16 protein-coding genes and 1 pseudogene are annotated in these 16,704 nt (G+C 34.6%); all 17 read right to left on the reverse strand.

Annotation, left to right across the window (positions count from 1 at the left end; genetic code table 11):
• Window positions 1-13: 13 nt before the first annotated feature.
• Entirely contained in the window at window positions 14-205 is a 192-nt protein-coding gene (locus tag MHB61_RS13400) for a hypothetical protein (RefSeq protein ID WP_032398730.1), read from the reverse strand.
• Between the two features lie 21 nt (window positions 206-226).
• On the reverse strand, window positions 227-433 hold the full coding sequence (locus MHB61_RS13405; protein ID WP_225509927.1) for a hypothetical protein: 207 nt from the start codon (window positions 431-433) through the stop codon (window positions 227-229).
• A 433-nt stretch (window positions 434-866) separates the two neighbouring features.
• The gene (locus MHB61_RS13410) at window positions 867-1,070 is read right to left on the reverse strand and encodes a hypothetical protein (RefSeq protein WP_023349238.1); all 204 of its coding nucleotides are present in this window, start codon (window positions 1,068-1,070) and stop codon (window positions 867-869) included.
• A gap of 49 nt (window positions 1,071-1,119) precedes the next feature.
• Window positions 1,120-1,710 (reverse strand): site-specific integrase, encoded by a 591-nt coding sequence (locus MHB61_RS13415; RefSeq protein ID WP_032398729.1) that lies wholly within the window; start codon window positions 1,708-1,710, stop codon window positions 1,120-1,122.
• Window positions 1,665-2,240, reverse strand: a complete 576-nt coding sequence (locus tag MHB61_RS13420; RefSeq protein WP_249351753.1) for a class I SAM-dependent methyltransferase — start codon at window positions 2,238-2,240, stop codon at window positions 1,665-1,667. The genes MHB61_RS13415 and MHB61_RS13420 overlap by 46 nt, the downstream gene beginning before the upstream one ends.
• A gap of 852 nt (window positions 2,241-3,092) precedes the next feature.
• Window positions 3,093-3,254 carry a hypothetical protein gene (locus MHB61_RS13425; protein WP_170959148.1) on the reverse strand — a complete coding sequence of 54 codons (162 nt, stop codon included), beginning with the start codon at window positions 3,252-3,254 and terminating at the stop codon, window positions 3,093-3,095.
• A 663-nt stretch (window positions 3,255-3,917) separates the two neighbouring features.
• A complete protein-coding gene (locus MHB61_RS13430) occupies window positions 3,918-4,868 on the reverse strand; it encodes a magnesium transporter CorA family protein (RefSeq protein ID WP_003131454.1) in 951 nt (316 codons plus the stop codon).
• Between the two features lie 185 nt (window positions 4,869-5,053).
• Window positions 5,054-6,277 carry a restriction endonuclease subunit S gene (locus tag MHB61_RS13435; protein ID WP_137016264.1) on the reverse strand — a complete coding sequence of 408 codons (1,224 nt, stop codon included), beginning with the start codon at window positions 6,275-6,277 and terminating at the stop codon, window positions 5,054-5,056.
• Entirely contained in the window at window positions 6,270-7,865 is a 1,596-nt protein-coding gene (locus MHB61_RS13440) for a type I restriction-modification system subunit M (RefSeq protein WP_137016257.1), read from the reverse strand. The genes MHB61_RS13435 and MHB61_RS13440 overlap by 8 nt, the downstream gene beginning before the upstream one ends.
• A complete protein-coding gene (locus MHB61_RS13445) occupies window positions 7,865-10,942 on the reverse strand; it encodes a type I restriction endonuclease subunit R (RefSeq protein WP_137016259.1) in 3,078 nt (1,025 codons plus the stop codon). Before MHB61_RS13445 ends, MHB61_RS13440 begins: the two co-directional genes overlap by 1 nt.
• A gap of 10 nt (window positions 10,943-10,952) precedes the next feature.
• The gene (locus MHB61_RS13450; protein WP_120785005.1) at window positions 10,953-11,543 is read right to left on the reverse strand and encodes a RepB-like protein; all 591 of its coding nucleotides are present in this window, start codon (window positions 11,541-11,543) and stop codon (window positions 10,953-10,955) included.
• The gene (locus MHB61_RS13455; RefSeq protein ID WP_014570892.1) at window positions 11,543-12,694 is read right to left on the reverse strand and encodes a replication initiation protein; all 1,152 of its coding nucleotides are present in this window, start codon (window positions 12,692-12,694) and stop codon (window positions 11,543-11,545) included. Before MHB61_RS13455 ends, MHB61_RS13450 begins: the two co-directional genes overlap by 1 nt.
• Window positions 12,695-13,074: 380 nt before the next feature.
• A complete protein-coding gene (fic, locus tag MHB61_RS13460; protein ID WP_002410828.1) occupies window positions 13,075-13,677 on the reverse strand; it encodes a protein adenylyltransferase Fic in 603 nt (200 codons plus the stop codon).
• 16 nt (window positions 13,678-13,693) lie between these two features.
• Window positions 13,694-14,317 carry a mobilization protein gene (locus MHB61_RS13465; RefSeq protein ID WP_047687103.1) on the reverse strand — a complete coding sequence of 208 codons (624 nt, stop codon included), beginning with the start codon at window positions 14,315-14,317 and terminating at the stop codon, window positions 13,694-13,696.
• Complete coding sequence (locus MHB61_RS13470) at window positions 14,314-15,546, reverse strand: relaxase/mobilization nuclease domain-containing protein (RefSeq protein WP_095348645.1); 1,233 nt, start codon at window positions 15,544-15,546, stop codon at window positions 14,314-14,316. The genes MHB61_RS13465 and MHB61_RS13470 overlap by 4 nt, the downstream gene beginning before the upstream one ends.
• Entirely contained in the window at window positions 15,525-15,890 is a 366-nt protein-coding gene (locus tag MHB61_RS13475) for a plasmid mobilization protein (protein WP_014570907.1), read from the reverse strand. The genes MHB61_RS13470 and MHB61_RS13475 overlap by 22 nt, the downstream gene beginning before the upstream one ends.
• Before the next feature lie 553 nt (window positions 15,891-16,443).
• A pseudogene (locus MHB61_RS13480) lies at window positions 16,444-16,665 on the reverse strand (hypothetical protein); the annotation flags it as partial.
• Between the last annotated feature and the right edge of the window lie 39 nt (window positions 16,666-16,704).

Consider the following 16,704-nt stretch of genomic DNA (forward strand, 5'->3'; position numbering starts at 1 on the left):
AAAAAATTATGATTTAAACATTTTTTAATAAACCATTTATAAATCCAACAATAAAATCATAAAATATTGGAAATGCAAGGCCTAAAGCTAAAAAGATAAAGCCAAAACGACTCCATTTATTCATTTGTGAATAAAAACTTTTAAAACCGAACATCATAATGACTAATCCTATAACAGCAATGTAATAACCAATTGTATAAATCATTTAAGTTCTCCCAGTTCTTTATTAATCATTCTGACTTTTTGAATTTTTTATCCATAAAAAATTTAAAGGAAGATAAATGATGAGGACAACAAAAAGTCCAATAATACGACCTATCCAAATATTGATATTAGACTCGTCACTTAGTACATCTAAAACCAAATTACCAAGATAAACAGAAATAAAAACTGTTATCATGATTTTCAGCCCCTTGCTCATTTTATATTTCATTGTTATCATCCTCTCTTAAAAATTTTATAGTATTTAAATTAAAATCCCTATCGTAAAAATAAAAATATTGTAGTGATAGAATCGACTAAAGTATCAAAAATTGATTTGATTGTCTTCTTCTGTCCATAGGTCTTTTTTCTTTTCAAAACACACCTCCATTATTTATAAATTAGATATAGTGCCATTGACTTTAATTTACGCTTTGATTAATAAGTCTATTTTAGTTTAAAATGAGATAAAAAGAAAGTGAATAGAGAAGGGCAGAGTGTTTTAAGTGGGAAACAACTCTAAAAAGATACTGCATTAGTAAAATTTATATCTCTTATTTTATTTTGGAAATAGATTGATTTTTTTGGTTTGTAGTTAAAACTTTGATTTCCGTATATATTCAAAATCCGAAAGACGTGCAAGCCTTCGGATTTTTGCTTGTATGCTAGTTAAAAGCTCCAGATAAATACAATAAGATTAATCCAAAGATAGTTATAATACCCCCAAAAAATATTTGAGAAAACATACTTCTATCACCAAAAACTAAGCGTAAAACAATCCATTTTTTTCCAAAGCAAAAAATACTCATTCCGATTAAAAAAACAACTACTCCCACTATAGTTAGTGGATTATCTACATAATTATCCATGATTTTACCCTTTTTCTCTTTTCTTTATTCTATCATTCTTAGTTTTAAACTATCCAAAATCTATTTGGTCTAACATATTCTCTCGGCTGGCTTGATCTAAACCGAGATAAGTTAAAGTCATTGCTTCGCTTGAATGGTTTAGTAAATGTATCACTAAACCAATATTATAATTTGACTGCGTATAAACACGGTAAGCGCCCGTTTTACGCATGGTATGTGTTCCTAAATAGTTGATACCTAAAAGATCTCCAACGTGCGCCATGACCTTATAAAATTGCTTTTCAGTGATATGACGCTTTGGGCGAGAGGTTGACGGAAATAACCATTCAGAATTAAGATTTTGTTGGACCAGCCAATCATGATAAATCAATAAATCTTGTTTTACTGGTTTCAAATATAACGTATTCGCTTTTCCTGTTTTTTTATCATGAATAAAAGCCGTGCTTTTGATAGAACCATCTGGGTTAAAGACATCGGATTTTTTTAATGTCATGACATCACTCACACGGAGTAGTGTGGCCTTACCGACTTGGAAGATCGTATAGTTACGACGGCCAGCCCGAAAACTATCAAGTAACGTATCTTGCACCATTTTTAGAACGTTCGAATCTTTGATGGGAAGAACGATTTGTTGAACCATATAATTAGATATCCTTTCTCAATCATATCATAATTTTTTTCAGCTATAATAGCATAGCTAGACATCCAAGGGCCAGTCCACCAACCAATAATGCCATAAGTCTTAGCATATTTAATACGATAACCTAAAGCGATCAGGTAACTGAGATATTCTTTTTTATGATTTCCAGTATCTAATATTATTAATAGCCCCTCTGTTTTTAGTACACGTGTAGCTTCATCTAAGGCTTTGTATCGGTTCTGTTTTGGTTTAATATTATGAATTGCCATACTTGCGGTTACAAAGTCGTATTTCTTATTTTCAAAAGGTAGCTCTATCATATCCGCAGTTTTTAAATCAGATCTATTTTCTAGATTTTTTTCCTGTAAAAGCTGTTGTGTGCCTTTAAAACTATTATTGGATTGATCCCTATTTTTCCATAGATCTATTCCGGTCACATGTCCTTCGCTTGATATTTTAGAGGCGAACTTTATCAGTACAAGTCCATGTCCGGTCCCTAAATCTAGTATAATACTATCTTCTGGGATCACTAAAACAATATCCATTAGATAAGGGAATGTGAAATAATTAATAATGTAATTGACCTTTTTAAATTGTTTGAAAATTCTTGTATTTTTTTTTTTTTGGAGTATACTGATATTATCCAAAATATAAGAAAGGACGTAAGAACTATGTACATCAATCTTATTAATCTAAAACGTTGGTGTCTGCTCATCTATTCAATCTTTTCTGCGGTTGTTACAGTAATTTATATCATGTTTAATTCCACTTTTTATAAATTAGATTTGGTTAGATATAGTAATGATATTAATTACTATAATAAGATGAGTGCAATTTTACCAAAAGGGTTACTTCAACTTAATGGTAATTTCTCTCAACTCAATTCACCTTTGTTAATTATCGTCTACCTATTAGGAGTTTTGATTTGTTTGATTTCTTTAATATTAAATTGGGAGCCTTATTACAAAAGAACATATACACCATTAATATCTATGATAGGATTTCTTCTTCCTCTGCTAATTCGCAATGGAGAAAATATTATTTGGATGTTATTACTGGGGTTAATAGTTGCATTTATTGGTAGTATTTTTTATGTTCTTGCAATTGGTAAAGTATATAGGTGAACAATATATTATAGATACACTAACTTATTATTCAATTTTACACTAAAATTTTGGAACTTGGAAATTTCGCAACAGAGCCAATTTTATTATGTTAGAATATAAATATAATAAATTTTTTAAGGAAAGTCTTTTAAGTATGACTAATAAAAATCTCGATCATCAATTAATTAATTTAAATTTTCTCGTAACCCTACTTTATATAATAGGAATGTTAGGAGTTGTAGTTACTTCTATTTATCATTTGTTTTTTGAGAAATTTCAAGTTGGCATCTCTCCAACAATGTTTTTAGCTTTTATATTTCTATGTTTCATTCTAAGTGCAGTGATAATAGCTAAGTTTTCTAAAGATACTAAGTCTAACTCAACTAATACTATTATTTTAGGTGCTTTTAGTATAGCTATAGTATTTATTTTATTCATTCTAACCACAGTAAGCAAATAAAATAAACATATATCTTATATGACCTCCAAAATTTAAACTTTTGGAGGTTTTTTATTATGATATTAAGTCAAGTTCTTAAATTCGGAATAGTAATGCATTAATCAAGATATAATCAGTTAGGACTTTTATACTATATTTGAAAAGTTTATCAATACTTGTATTTAGTTTAAAATTTTAAAAAAAGCAATTGAAGACAGTAAATATGAATCATTTTAAAGGTAAAAAAATTCCAATCAACTTTAACCAATTCACTTTCAAAATATCACCTCCATTTTTAAGAACTATTATATCAATAAACAGAAAAACAACCCCTGTAATATGAACTAAAGATTATAGGGGGTGTTTTAATGGTATTTCCTAGGGGCCATTATATAATTATAGACCCTGAGCTAAGGAATGTACTGATGTTTTCTAGTATAGTCCCTAGTCTGGCATCCCAAACAACTTTTCGTTTATACCCTTATCATGTGACCATTTAATCAACATATCAATTGTCAGAGGATATATGGCTATCTTTGAATATTCTAACTCTCATACTGTGAAGGAAGCCGCTGAAGCTATTAAATTATTGAAAGGAACAGCCTTTTAATAAGTCAACAAAGAAATTCTGCTTTAAATCATATTGGGGTATCACAAATACTTTACAAATATGTTTTGCGTCGCAGCAAAAACCAGCAAATTAGGCTTAGTATAACAGAGATAATCAGCACAGCAAAAACACCATAAGAAGATTTTTCAAACGGGCCATCGACATTGACTCCCCAAAAACCAAAAATGATTGCTGGAATAGTCAAAACGATTGATATCTCTGTTAGAGTTTTCATAATCATGTTTAGCTGATACGAAATCATATTGTTTATCATATTTTCCAAATGATCCAAATATTGACTGTAACCTAAAATAATTCTATCCATTGTGTCGCTTGTATTGTATATCTCATCAATTATTTTTTGGGTGGTAAAATCAATATCATTAATAGTTGTAAAATTTTTTTTAATGAAATCCAGCGCTTTGTGATTAGCGCCATAGGTTGTTGACAAAGCTATCATGTATTTTTGAAGAGTCAATAAATCACCAAACGTTGGTCTGAGTGAACCGGACGTTGATATTTCTGAGTCTAAATCATCAATTTTTTCCTTGACTCCACGAAGGTCGTCAAGCATCACATGGAAATCTTTTTGCATGATCTTTAAAAGTACTTCCTGCATGAAATTATCGACATCATGTAAAACCATATTGGATAAGAGTTCGGGAATGAATTTTAATTTTTGTTTTGTAAAAATTATCAACTTATTTTTAAATACCAAGAAAACAACAGATGTCGTCAGATTATCTAGATGCCCACCTTCATGTATCTCGGGAAACAAAAAACTTACGAGCAAACTTTTTTCATCGTTCTGATCTATCATCGTGTCATATGCAACTCGATCATCAAACGTTAGTATATTGTCTATGTTAAAGTCAGATTTATGTTCAAAAGATTCGATATATTCTCGTTCGTCACCATACACATAAACAACAGACGAATTTTTGATATTTGATTCTGACGAAACTAATAATGTATTTTTTGTTAAAGAATAAGTTTTCAGCATTGTAATCCTCCTGCTTTATATTTTTCTCAAAAATAAATGCGTAATTGTTGTGGAATAAATACGTTATCAGTTTTAAAAACATTTTGTCTTATGTATGATAACCTGCTAAAAATTTTATCTCGCACATTATCTAGACAATCTCGTCTCCAGCTTCTAATGTATTATCTAATTTATAATTATAGACCCTAAACAAACATCTTTTGTAAAAAGCCTTTTTTCTGTTCTTTTAACAAATCTAACTTACGTTGATGAAGAGCGATAGTGTTGTCTAACTGTTTGAAAAATGATCCAATTTTTTTCTGTTCCGTACTTTTAGGAACTTGGATAGGAAATTTCTTCAACTCCGTCTCAGTCATTGTAGGAATTGCACCACCGATTTTTATTGTGTTAATTCGTTTTAAAATATTGTAACTTGTTAAAATGACCGACAGAAAATATTCATCTAATTCATTACTACGTATGATAACGATCTGAGGATTCACAGTTGCGTGATAATTAATACTTTGAACCAATGCACTTTTTCCTAAAGTTGAACCTGTTTTAACAAATAAAATATCAGAATTTTTTACCATGATTTCTGGAGATTCTCTATATTTTTGTTTTGTGATATATGTATCACTTCGCTTTCTGTAAAGTCTATTGTTCACGATATTAGTTGGACTATATGCTAGAACTCCTGTTTCCTTTGTAACAATATCAGCTTGTGTGTACCCACGAAAACCAATCCTTCCGTTTATTTTAACTTCGTCCCCCAACTTACGCTCTTCCCAATCGTCAGCAAACCCCGCAAATCGCAATTCAGGAACTTTTTCCCCATTTTTGGGGAACATTTTTTGTAAGTATCCTTTTTTCTGTTCTTTCAACAAATCTAACTTACGCTGATGAAGAGCGATAGTGTCGTCTAATTGTTCAAAGAACATCCCTATCTTATTTTGTTCAATGGTACTAGGGATACTAATATCTGTATCTAAAATGTTTTTATTATATAGCCGTTTAATCGTACTTCCTTCTAATCCTTGCCACTTAACAATCGAATAAAACTGCTTTAAAAACTTATTATTCAAGCGATCATCATGCTTTAACCAAACTATATTGCTATCTTGAAAATATTCATCTTTCCCTTGATATACAACAGTTCTACCTATGCTTCCAGAAGCAGATATTAAAATATCCCCTATTTCTGGATATGGATATTTCAATTTATATTCTTCAAACAATTCACGAGAGATAAAAGCATCTGGTTTGCTTCCAAAAGTACCGATTTTAAAAAATGGGACTTCTTCGTTTTCTGAAGTTTGATCTTTGAAAATCCTTCTATTCATCGCTACAGAACCTAATTCCCCTAACTTACGTTCTTCCCAATCATCCGTAAAACCTTCAAACCTTAATTGTGGACTTTTTTTACTCATCATGCCCACCTCTCAAAAGAAGACGCATCGATTCAATCAAGGCTTGATTCTCTTCACTTTCTGAAAAATTGTCAATCAACGATAAGAGCACTTGCTCTTGTTGAACTAATTCTTCATTGACCTTAAGGAGATTGGTATTCACTGCAACCAAATCAACCGGTTCTTCTTCCTCAAAGGTATCTACATAACGAGGGATATTTAAGTTAAAGTCATTTTCTTGGATCTCATCAAAACTTGCAACATGAGCATATCTTTCAATATCTTCTCGCTTTTTGTAGATAGAAACAATTTTATCAATATGTTCATCCAACAGAACATTTTGATTTTTTTGTTTTTCAAAGTCTTGAGAAGCATCGATAAATAAGACATCACGACGAGAGCGGTTTTTCTTCAAAATAATAACCGTTGTCGGGATACTGGTCCCAAAAAAGATATTGGCCGGCAAGCCAATGACCGCATCAATGGCTCCCATTTCTAAAAGGGCTTGACGAATGGTTCCTTCTGCGGCTCCTCTAAAGAGAACGCCATGCGGCAGGACAATCCCCATTGTTCCCGATTCTTTCAAATGGTAAAAACCGTGAAGGAGAAAGGCAAAATCCGCTTTAGATTTAGGCGCTAATTTTCCAAAACGCTCAAAGCGAGGGTCAGAGAAAAATTTATCTGCCGCTGACCATTTTGCTGAGTAAGGAGGGTTCATCACCACAGCATCAAACTGATAAGGCTCTTCTGACGGCCAATCAGCGTCTAAAGTGTCCCCGTTATTCAGGTTCATGCGTTCTTTATCCACCCCATGAAGAATTAAGTTCATACGTGCCAAGTTAAAGGTCGTCGTATTTAGCTCTTGGCCATGATAATGGACTTGATTTGGATTGATGAGATAGCGACGGATATTAAGCATCAAAGAACCTGACCCCATCGCAGGATCGTAAATATGAAAAGGCGCACGGGTTTCTTGTCCGATCGACGTAATTTCTGACATGATGCGTGAAACAGCTTGAGGGGTGTAAAACTCTCCTGCTTTTTTACCTGCACCTGCCGCAAACATCCCGATTAAATACTCATAAGCGTCCCCAATCACATCGCCATTGTGTTCAAATAAGTCAATCTCATCTAAAGCACGCAAGACCTCAGTAATCGTCACATTACGTTGTTGTGCATTTGAGCCTAATTTTGTGGAGTTTAAATCAATATCCGCAAACAATCCACTGAATTCTTCTCCTTGACGTTCCAACTCATTAAAACCTGCTTGTAAGTCGGTCAAGTTAAATTCATAGTTATCAGCTTTGAGGCGGTAGTGATAAAACAATTGATCGGGTTGGATAAAGTAACCTTGTTTGGGTTGGATATTTTCGATTAAATCATCTTTGTCTTCTTCGTACCACTCCATGAATCCTGCATACTGAGTGGAACGTTCTGGGAAGGTATCTGTTTTGCCATTTTCTTGTTCATAAACTTCTCTAAGCTGCGCATCAGACAAGTACTTATAGAAAATTAATCCCAGTAAGTAGTTTTTATACTCACTTGCATCCATCTTCCCACGTAAGATATCCGCAGAAGCCCATAGTTGTTGATTTAAACCTGTCGCCATTATAATTCTTCTTTCCATTTTTGAAGTTGTTCAAAGTTTTGTTGTAGTCGTTCTTCTAAAACTTTTGTTCTTCTTCTGTATTTTTCACCCGTTTTGGCTTCAAACTCTTCTTTACTAAGAGTCATCGAATCCAGTAAATGAGTTAAATAAGGGATCGTTTTCTTATCGCCTTGATATTCATTCATTGCAGACTGTAAAAAGTCGAAGGATAATCCAAATTCTTCGGCTTCTTTTTGAAGTTGTCTTTGAATTTCATTTTGAATCGAAGTCTCTTTTAATTGAGCCACATCGATCTCTTCAGTCGTATTGACGAGTTGATCTTTCAAGGTGTGATACATCTGTTGGATTCGAGGATCCTTTTGTTGGATTTCTTTTTCAAATTTTTCAACGGCCCCTGCTTCGTTTAATTGAATCGCTTTCAAAAGTTGATTAATATAAAAACTATCCACGACGTCTTTATGTGTCGCATTGAGCTGCGAAGAAAAAGCAATCTCTTGTAAAAGCTTCTCGAAGTCTTCCTCAGGATGCTCCTCATCCTCGATCATTTCTTTAATCTTTGTTTTAACATTTTCCGTTTTACCTTGATATTGTGGCATCTGCTCCACTACTTCTGAAAATGCTTCAAATTCCTCTTCGTATTGATCATAGCTTCGGAGCGCTTTATAACTCTTTTCTAGCTTTTGATAAGCACTCACTTGCGCAATCATCGTTTTAAGATCATTGAGATTATCCGATAGGTCGGCTTCGCTTTGTTTATAAAGTGTTGAACATTCGATAAATTCTTTTTTGACTTCTTCATATTCTCTTGGAATCAGTTGATCAAAGTTTTGATTTTCATTTGAGAATAGACGAAACGTGTTTTGCACATTTTCTTTCATGGTGAAGGGTTTTCTAAAAGAGACAATCAACCCAGAATCTTTTCCTGTATAAATACGGTTGGTTCTTGAGAACGCTTGAAGGAGCTTTTGATAGTTCATTTCTCGATCAATATATAAGGTTTGAATCGTTGGAGAATCAAAGCCTGTCAATAAACGATCGACAACAATAACAAAATCTAGCCACTGACCATCCGATTGATATTGCTTTTCCTTACGGGCCAACCGTTTATTAATATTTTGATTGTAGAGTTTCTCATCTTGATAAGGAGAGACATCAAACTGTTTCGAATACTCTTTCATGATCTCTACTAATTCATCGTCTTGTTCATTTTTTTCTAATTGATCCGGATTGGTTGAGAAGGTAATAGCTACTCTTGGGAAAGCTTTATCAATCAGTTGATGACGTTCATCAAATTGTCGCCCATTCAAGAGTGTCCCATTATCTTTCATTTCCTTTAAAATCCGGTAAATATGTTTGGCTTGGGCAATCGAGTGAGTGGTAAGAATGGCTGACATCGTAGGAAAACCATTCTGTACCTTGAACTTTTTGATCACACTTCTCCGATTAAAGATTTTTTGTAACATGGTACGAATATGTTCATCTGTTTCATAAAGTTCCGTAGGCAACAATTTTTCTTGTTGTAAGACATCGTCTGGTAACTTTCCTTTATTGAGTTGGGTGACAATTACCTCTTGATCCTCTTCTGAAATCAGTGAATGATACTCGACTTGAAAGCCTAAAACAGCGCCATCATCCATAGCGTTTTTGGTTGTATAGGAGTGAAGGAGTGGCCCGTATTGCTGGCTCGTCGTTCTGGCAAAGGTTCCATTTTCTTGCTTTTTATTTTGGTCAAAAATAGGCGTCCCCGTTAATCCAAACCAGGTTGAATTGGGTAATATTTTCTTAATCCGCTTCATTTCCTCATCACTAACCGCACGATGAGCCTCATCAACAATAAAAACAATATGTTCTTGCCGTAGCTTCTCAAATTGATTGGAGCCTTTTTCTTCACTCTCTTGTTGGGCACTCCGCATAGCCGCAGAGAGTTTTTGAATCGTGGTCACTAAAATCGTATTATTATTTTTTGATGAAAGGAGGTTTCGAGCCAACTGTTTTTGATTTTTGATCCCAACAATCAAAGTATTGGCTACCGAATTTCCGGTCGTTTGTCCGGTATGATATTCCGAGGCAAACTTCGTAAACTCATCCTGCGTTTGAGCATCTAAGTCTGTTCTATCAACAACCATGACCGTACGATCGACACCGATCGCATTTTGAGCTAATAATTTCGTTGCGACAAAACTGGTAATGGTCTTTCCTGAACCTGTCGCATGCCAAATAAATCCTCCTTCATGCTGTGCTGCTTTTTGACGAATCTTACGAATAGCATGAATTTGGTAAGGTCTTAAAGCCATGAGGAATTTTTGATTTTTTTGATCATCGACGAGAATGGTATATTGGCTAATCAATTCATGGGCATCGGGTATCCGCAAAACTATACGAGTAAAATCAAACAAATCGGAAACCGTTTGATTGTCTTCAGTCCGCCAATTAAATAAAAACTTCTTCATCCTAGCATAGGCTTCAGCGGTATCTTCACTAGGTCTTGCAAAGTATCGGGTATCGACTTTATTTGAAATCACCATGATTTGAGTAGTTGCGTAAATCCCTTTAAAAAATCCATCTTCTGCATAACGCTGAATTTGATAATAAGCTTGCATAAAACCGTCTTTAGCGGACTCTTTTTTGAGCTCAATATGAATGATTGGGAGCCCATTAATCAGCAAACTCACATCTCCACGATCTAGTCTAGAGGAATCTGGGACCACTTGGTGAACCACCTCATAAGAAGAAGTTCCTCCTGAGATATCCTTATTTCTAAAGGCTTCTAAAGTCACTTTTTTCCCATCTTCTCGCTCTAATAAAACTTGAGCCACCCCGTTTTCTCCTCTAAGCCATTGAGAAGCTAAAAAAGGTGTTCCGGTCAAACGTGAAAACTCGACTTTGACTTGCTTAAATTCTTTGTCCGTTAATAGTTGTTCTTCCAAGACTGCTAAATTTATTCGGTTCAAATGGCTTCTAAAGTTTTGCCAAAGTGCTTCTTCCGACTTCAAGTCCGGACGATAAGTCCACTGATTTTCTTTCTCACTTAAGATCTGTATGAACTGGTTTTCAATCATTTGTTCCGAATGACTCATTTGATCCCCCTCATTTCCATAGTTGCCACCATTTTTTAGATTCTGTTTTTACCGGCTCTTTTTCTTTTGCCTTGTTTCGTTCTTCTTCTGATAACTTCAATTGAGCTTTCAGTCGTTCAATTTCTTCCTGTGCCTCACCCCTTATAGACGAGCCATCTTTCATATCCTCCTGAGGCATTTTAAGAGCTTTCAATTCATTGATTTCTGATTTATATTCTTCTAGCAATTTTTTATCCTGCAAAGCTAGGCGTTGTTGCTGGTCTAATAGCTTATGAAGGTCTTTTTTTTCTGATTGGAGTTCGGACACTAGATTCCTTAAAAATAAAATCTCTTCATTCCCCTCTGGATTGTCATCAACTGAATTATTCACGTTGTCGTCAACAAAAACTTTTTGTTGACGTTTTTTAGTTGACGTTTTGTTAAAAAAAGCATTCTTAATAACTTTTTGACCATCAACGTCAACGTAAACGGTATTTCCTTTTTTTGACGTAAATTGACGTAAATCTATTGACGATTCTTTTTTTATTTTTTGCCATACAGCTTGCTTTGAAACACCTATTTCATCCGCAAGCTCTTTGATTGTCTTTAACTTTTCACTCATCATAAGTCCTGCCTTTTAACCGTGGGTAGGTATTGCTCGATTGCTTTTTTGAGATACTTAGTGATATTTTTCTTTGAGTAGTCTTCTCGCTTGGCTCTCACATAAGACAAGTGGTCTTTGACCCCATTCAAACCTCGTAAGTCTTTCAGTTCGTCATAGAGAGGGTACACGTGTGCTTGTAAGCCTGAAAGAATTTTAGTATCCGTCAAGTCTAGATAAGACAATAAGAAATGTTCCATAAGCAGCTTGGTATACGGACTTTTTAGGGCTTGTACCGTCAGCATGTCTTCGGTTTCTGCTTTACGTGCTTTATCTTCTTGGTAGACTTTATCTTCCAACTTGTAGCTGTTATCGTCTGCTCGACGTTTTTTCGTAATATGAAAGACGATAGAATCAATCGAGCGCCCCTTTTTGACTTTGTCATACGTCACGGTAAAAGAAGTATGATCATTGATTTCTTCCAAAGGTTTTTTTAATATCCATTTTTCTAAATCTGCAAAAAGTTTATATTCATTGACTATATCCGTCATTTCTCGTAATTCTCGGATTGAAATTGAAGGATTGCGGTAGGCTTCCACTTGTTCTTCTCTCCGTCCACCCTTATAACTATAATGCTCGTATTGGTTATAATTCATGGATAACCAACGATACAAGATGATAGAATGTTTACTATTGAGTTCTGAAATATCGGACAAGGCATGTTGTGTGAAATTCTTTTTAAGATTGATTAGATAAGGCATGATTTCAGGACTAAATCGAATAGTAACTTCATCATGATAATCGGTCCACTTTACATAGGGAATAGGGACGATATTTTCAAACTCAAACCCATGTTCTTTTTTTTCTTTAATTTTGAAAAAAGCTTGTTTCTGCATATTCTCAACTGCCTGCTTGAAACGACTATGTTTGTCATTATCAGAAACTTTAAAAAACGTAAAAAGTTCTTCTTTTGAGAGATAGACTGTATGATCTTTAGGCGGTTCTTCGGTATCAATGCACGATACGGCTAACTCAAACATTTTGAGTGGGGTTTTATCCATTTTGGCAATGCTGGTAATTAAAGAATTATGCTCCACTACTTTTCGTTTTGATAATTCGTTCAAGATTTGCACCTGCTTCTGATTTTGTTCATTTTTTGGTATACTAGACATAGAAATACGCTCCTTTGAGTGTTTTTAGATACGCATGAAGATTCTCTCGACGAAAAGTGTTTCTTCATGCTTTTATTATACCATAATACATGGAGAAGATAATAGACATTCTCCATGTATAAACAGTTTTTTCTCCATATATAAACAGTTTTTTCTCCATATATAAACAGTTTTTTCTCCACATATTATTCTTTAACCCCTTGAAAACACTCACTTTTTTTTGACGCAAAAGAAGAAAAGATTAAAATATATATGATAAATTAATATAGGCTTCGCCTTTTTTTATTTTTTTCAAAAATTTAAAATCAAAAGTCAAAATCATCCCGTAAGCAAACAGACTAATCAATATAGAATTTGATCAGTCTGTTTGTATCGGTTATTTATAAATCTTCTGTTTTTATTTCATAATAGCCCTCGTAATAATAACTCGCATCAATTCCTTTAAAGAATTGTTCTTTTCCTAAATCATCGGTTAAAGCCTTTTGAATCAAATATTTTAATTCATTGGTGCTGACTGTACTACGGATCATGGCATTTAAATATTCATCCTTATCAATTTGATTCCAATCGACGATTTTGTGTAGTTTATTTTTAAGAATTAAATCCAACCAGATACGAGTGGCTCGTCCATTGCCTTCCCTAAAAGGATGCGCCACATTCATATCCGAGTACTTATCAATAATTTCATCAAATGTTTCTTGAGGTAATTTATCAATATATTCAAGTGTTTGCGCTAAAAAAATACGTGGCGCAAATTGAAAGTTTCCTTTCGCAATATTCACTTCTCGAATTTTTCCTGCAAAGTCGTAAATATCTTGGAATAAAAACTGATGAATATCAGATAAGCCTTGAAACGTCCCAATTTCCAGATCCTCTATTTTGCCAGACTCAAACAATTCTTTGGCTCTTTTTTTCGTTAAGATTTCTTCTTGTTTAGCTAATTCTGCTGAATTTGTTAAACCTAATTTATTGTCTAAAACCAAAATATCCCCTCACTCTCTATTTTTTTGGAAAGATCCTTTTGAAAATTTTTGGACGTTGATCAAACCATGTTGAAGCGGTATACATTAATCGAAAACTGCCATAAATTCCAGCACCGATTAAACCAAAACCACCTAATCCAAGAACGACTGCCCCATAAGGATGTTTAGGCTGTATTTCCATCACTGTGTCATACAAAATATGCAAACCCCAACCATCCCAGATACCTTTATAAATCCATCGTCCGATGAGAATACCGACAACTAAGAAACAGAACAGGCAGACAATATTCGCAATCAGAATACCGTAACGTTCGACAATCTCACGTTTGCGATCTGCTTTTATCTGCTCTTTTTGTTCATTCAGTTCTTTTTTCAAAGCGAGTAATGCTTGTTTTTCAACTTGAATGTCTTTCAGTATGGTCGCTTTTAAGTTTTCTGCCTCTAAACGATGGAGTTGTTCTTGAATGGCAGACTCCATTTTTTGATTCGCAACAGCTTCTATTTTTTCTTGGTAGTCCCGAAAGTCTTTATTAACTTCTTGACGGACTAAGAGGTCTAGTTCTGGAACGTGACTGAAATCAATTTTGCCATTTTTATAAGCATTTAATACTTGAACAACGAGTTGTTCATCTTTATTCATCGACTCATCCCCCGATCATGATCTTTTGTTGGTTTCTTTTCGGACTGTACGTCTCTATTCGCTTGTTTTTCTAGGCTTTTCTGTTGTTCTTGCTCGTAATTTTTCATGTCCTTTGAAAAGCGACGTTCAAAATCATCGAGGATTTTCTCTTTTGTTTGCTTTAATTTTCTTGTAACGCGTTGAGTAAGTTCTGGTACTCGTCCTGCAAACTGTTTGATTGTGTCAATAAATCGATTAATTTTTGATTCTCGCTTGAGAGCTTCTGATTTTCTTGGTTCAATTGCTTGTTCAAGGCTAACAATTTCTGATTCTCTTTGTTGAGTGTCTCGCTCAAGCGGAGTAATCGCTGGTTCTCGTTGTTCAACAGCGCTAAATTCGTTTTGTCTTGCTCGGTTTTCCAACTCATGTAAAATGGTCTCCCTTCCAAAATCAGAACCCAATCGGGTCTCTCGTGCTCGTCTTTGCTTATTATTGGCGTCTAAAAAGGCGTATGAGAACGTTTGGCCTCTTTCTGATAGAATTACACCATTATCGGATAAGCGCTCTTTAAACGTCTCATATGAGCTCACAGAGACATCTTGAAGCGATTTATTGATTCTTTCTCTCAAATCATCCATGTAAGAATACTCATTTTTGGCGATTAGTTCTTTTTCTGTCTCTGTTTGGCGCTCTTTTGGTGGCTCTAAAATGTGCCAGTTTTCTCGAGAAGCGAGTCGATCATTCATTTCTCGTGCTCGTTGAACGCTTTCTCCTTTTTGTTCTCTTAATTTCTTTCCTGTCTCTAAATTGACCTTATTGACAATGATGTGGTTGTGTAAGACGTGATTTTTTCCGTCTAAATGCGTATACACAGCACTTTGATGGTTAGGATAGAGATTTTCTGCTAATTCAACGCCTAAATCGTTGGCTTTTTGCCAGTCCTTTTGTACTTTCGGATTCAGTTCATCTAAGGCGAAAGATTGGGTAATACGCAAGACCTGATTGGATTCTTTGGTTTGGTTATGAAGTTGTCGAATGACATCAAATTGTTCTTTGGCGATAAAGGGATCAATCCCGTTGGTTCCACCCACGGCAACTGCCCGACAATTTGTCAGCTCCACAGGACGTTCCAATTGATGGTCTTGTAGCCACTGTTCAGTTTTTTCATGCATGGGTCTGTCTTGCCCTAAAGCATAATTAAGGGCGCTCGCTGCACTTGCGCCATTGCTTATTTTTGCAATTGTTGCCATAACTCTTGATACCCCTTTTGAGCTTGAGCGAGTACTCCGTATGTATAGCGTAAAGCCTCGATCAGCTCTTTATCTTGGTTGTCCATCCGATCGAATTGATTGAGTTTCTTGGCGATTTGATTTAAATTGGTTCCTTGTTTTGAGAGTTCTAATAATAAAGATTTCGCTTGGTCATGTTCGAGATAAGGTTTTTTTAAATGAGATTTTTGTGCTAATTTTTTCGCATAAAGATTCGGAGAGAGTCCATATGTTTCTCCTGAAATTTTCAGCTTATTGTATTGTTCTTCAGACAATCTAAATTGAATGTACTTTGTTTGATTTTGTGATACATTTTTCTGATCCATAAATAGCCTCCTCAAAGATAAAATGCCCCAGCGCTCATTCCTCAATCGCCCTTTATCATTGATTTTGTAATAAGCATTGCGCCCTATTCGGTTACAATCATTATAACAAAATAGACCATATAAAACCATAAATACTGCAAGCTATCACATTGTAATACAAATCACTTCGTTCTTGTATTACAATGTGGCTTGAAAAGGGGGAAGTTTCACTTTCCCCTTTTATCCCCTTTGGATTGTGTCGATTTGCTTTACGCAAACGCCACCTACCCATTTTATAAAAATAAAATGGGCAAAAAATCTTTCTTTTTGTCATACAAAAAGAAGAAAAAAAAGAGACGATTTTCTTCTTCCGAAATCGTCCCTCTTTTTTCTAAAACCATGGATGAACGAACAAAAAATCTCTCGTATTTTGTTTGTTCATCCACTAAAAATATGCGAACAGTATGGCTTCATTCAATCCTGTTCTTACAAGTCAAAAGCATTGAATCGTCCTTGGACGATTCAACTAAAAAAGTAGTCGTTTTTTGGACGACTACTAAGTTCTAAACATTCATTACCCAAAATCAATTTGGTCTAACATCGTTTCTCGACTAGCTTGATCTAATCCAAGATATGTTAAAGTCATGGCTTCGCTTGAATGGTTTAATAAATGCATGACTAAACCAATATTATAATTCGACTGCGTATAAACACGATAAGCGCCTGTTTTACGCATGGTATGCGTCCCTAGATAGTTGATTCCTAAAAGATCACCAACACGTGCCATGGAGCTATACTATAAAAGTGGACAGAAAATTGGGTGTTATAATCTGTC

Source organism: Lactococcus sp. FSL K6-0773, assembly GCF_038006485.1.
GTDB classification, from domain to species: Bacteria; Bacillota; Bacilli; order Lactobacillales; family Streptococcaceae; genus Lactococcus; species Lactococcus lactis.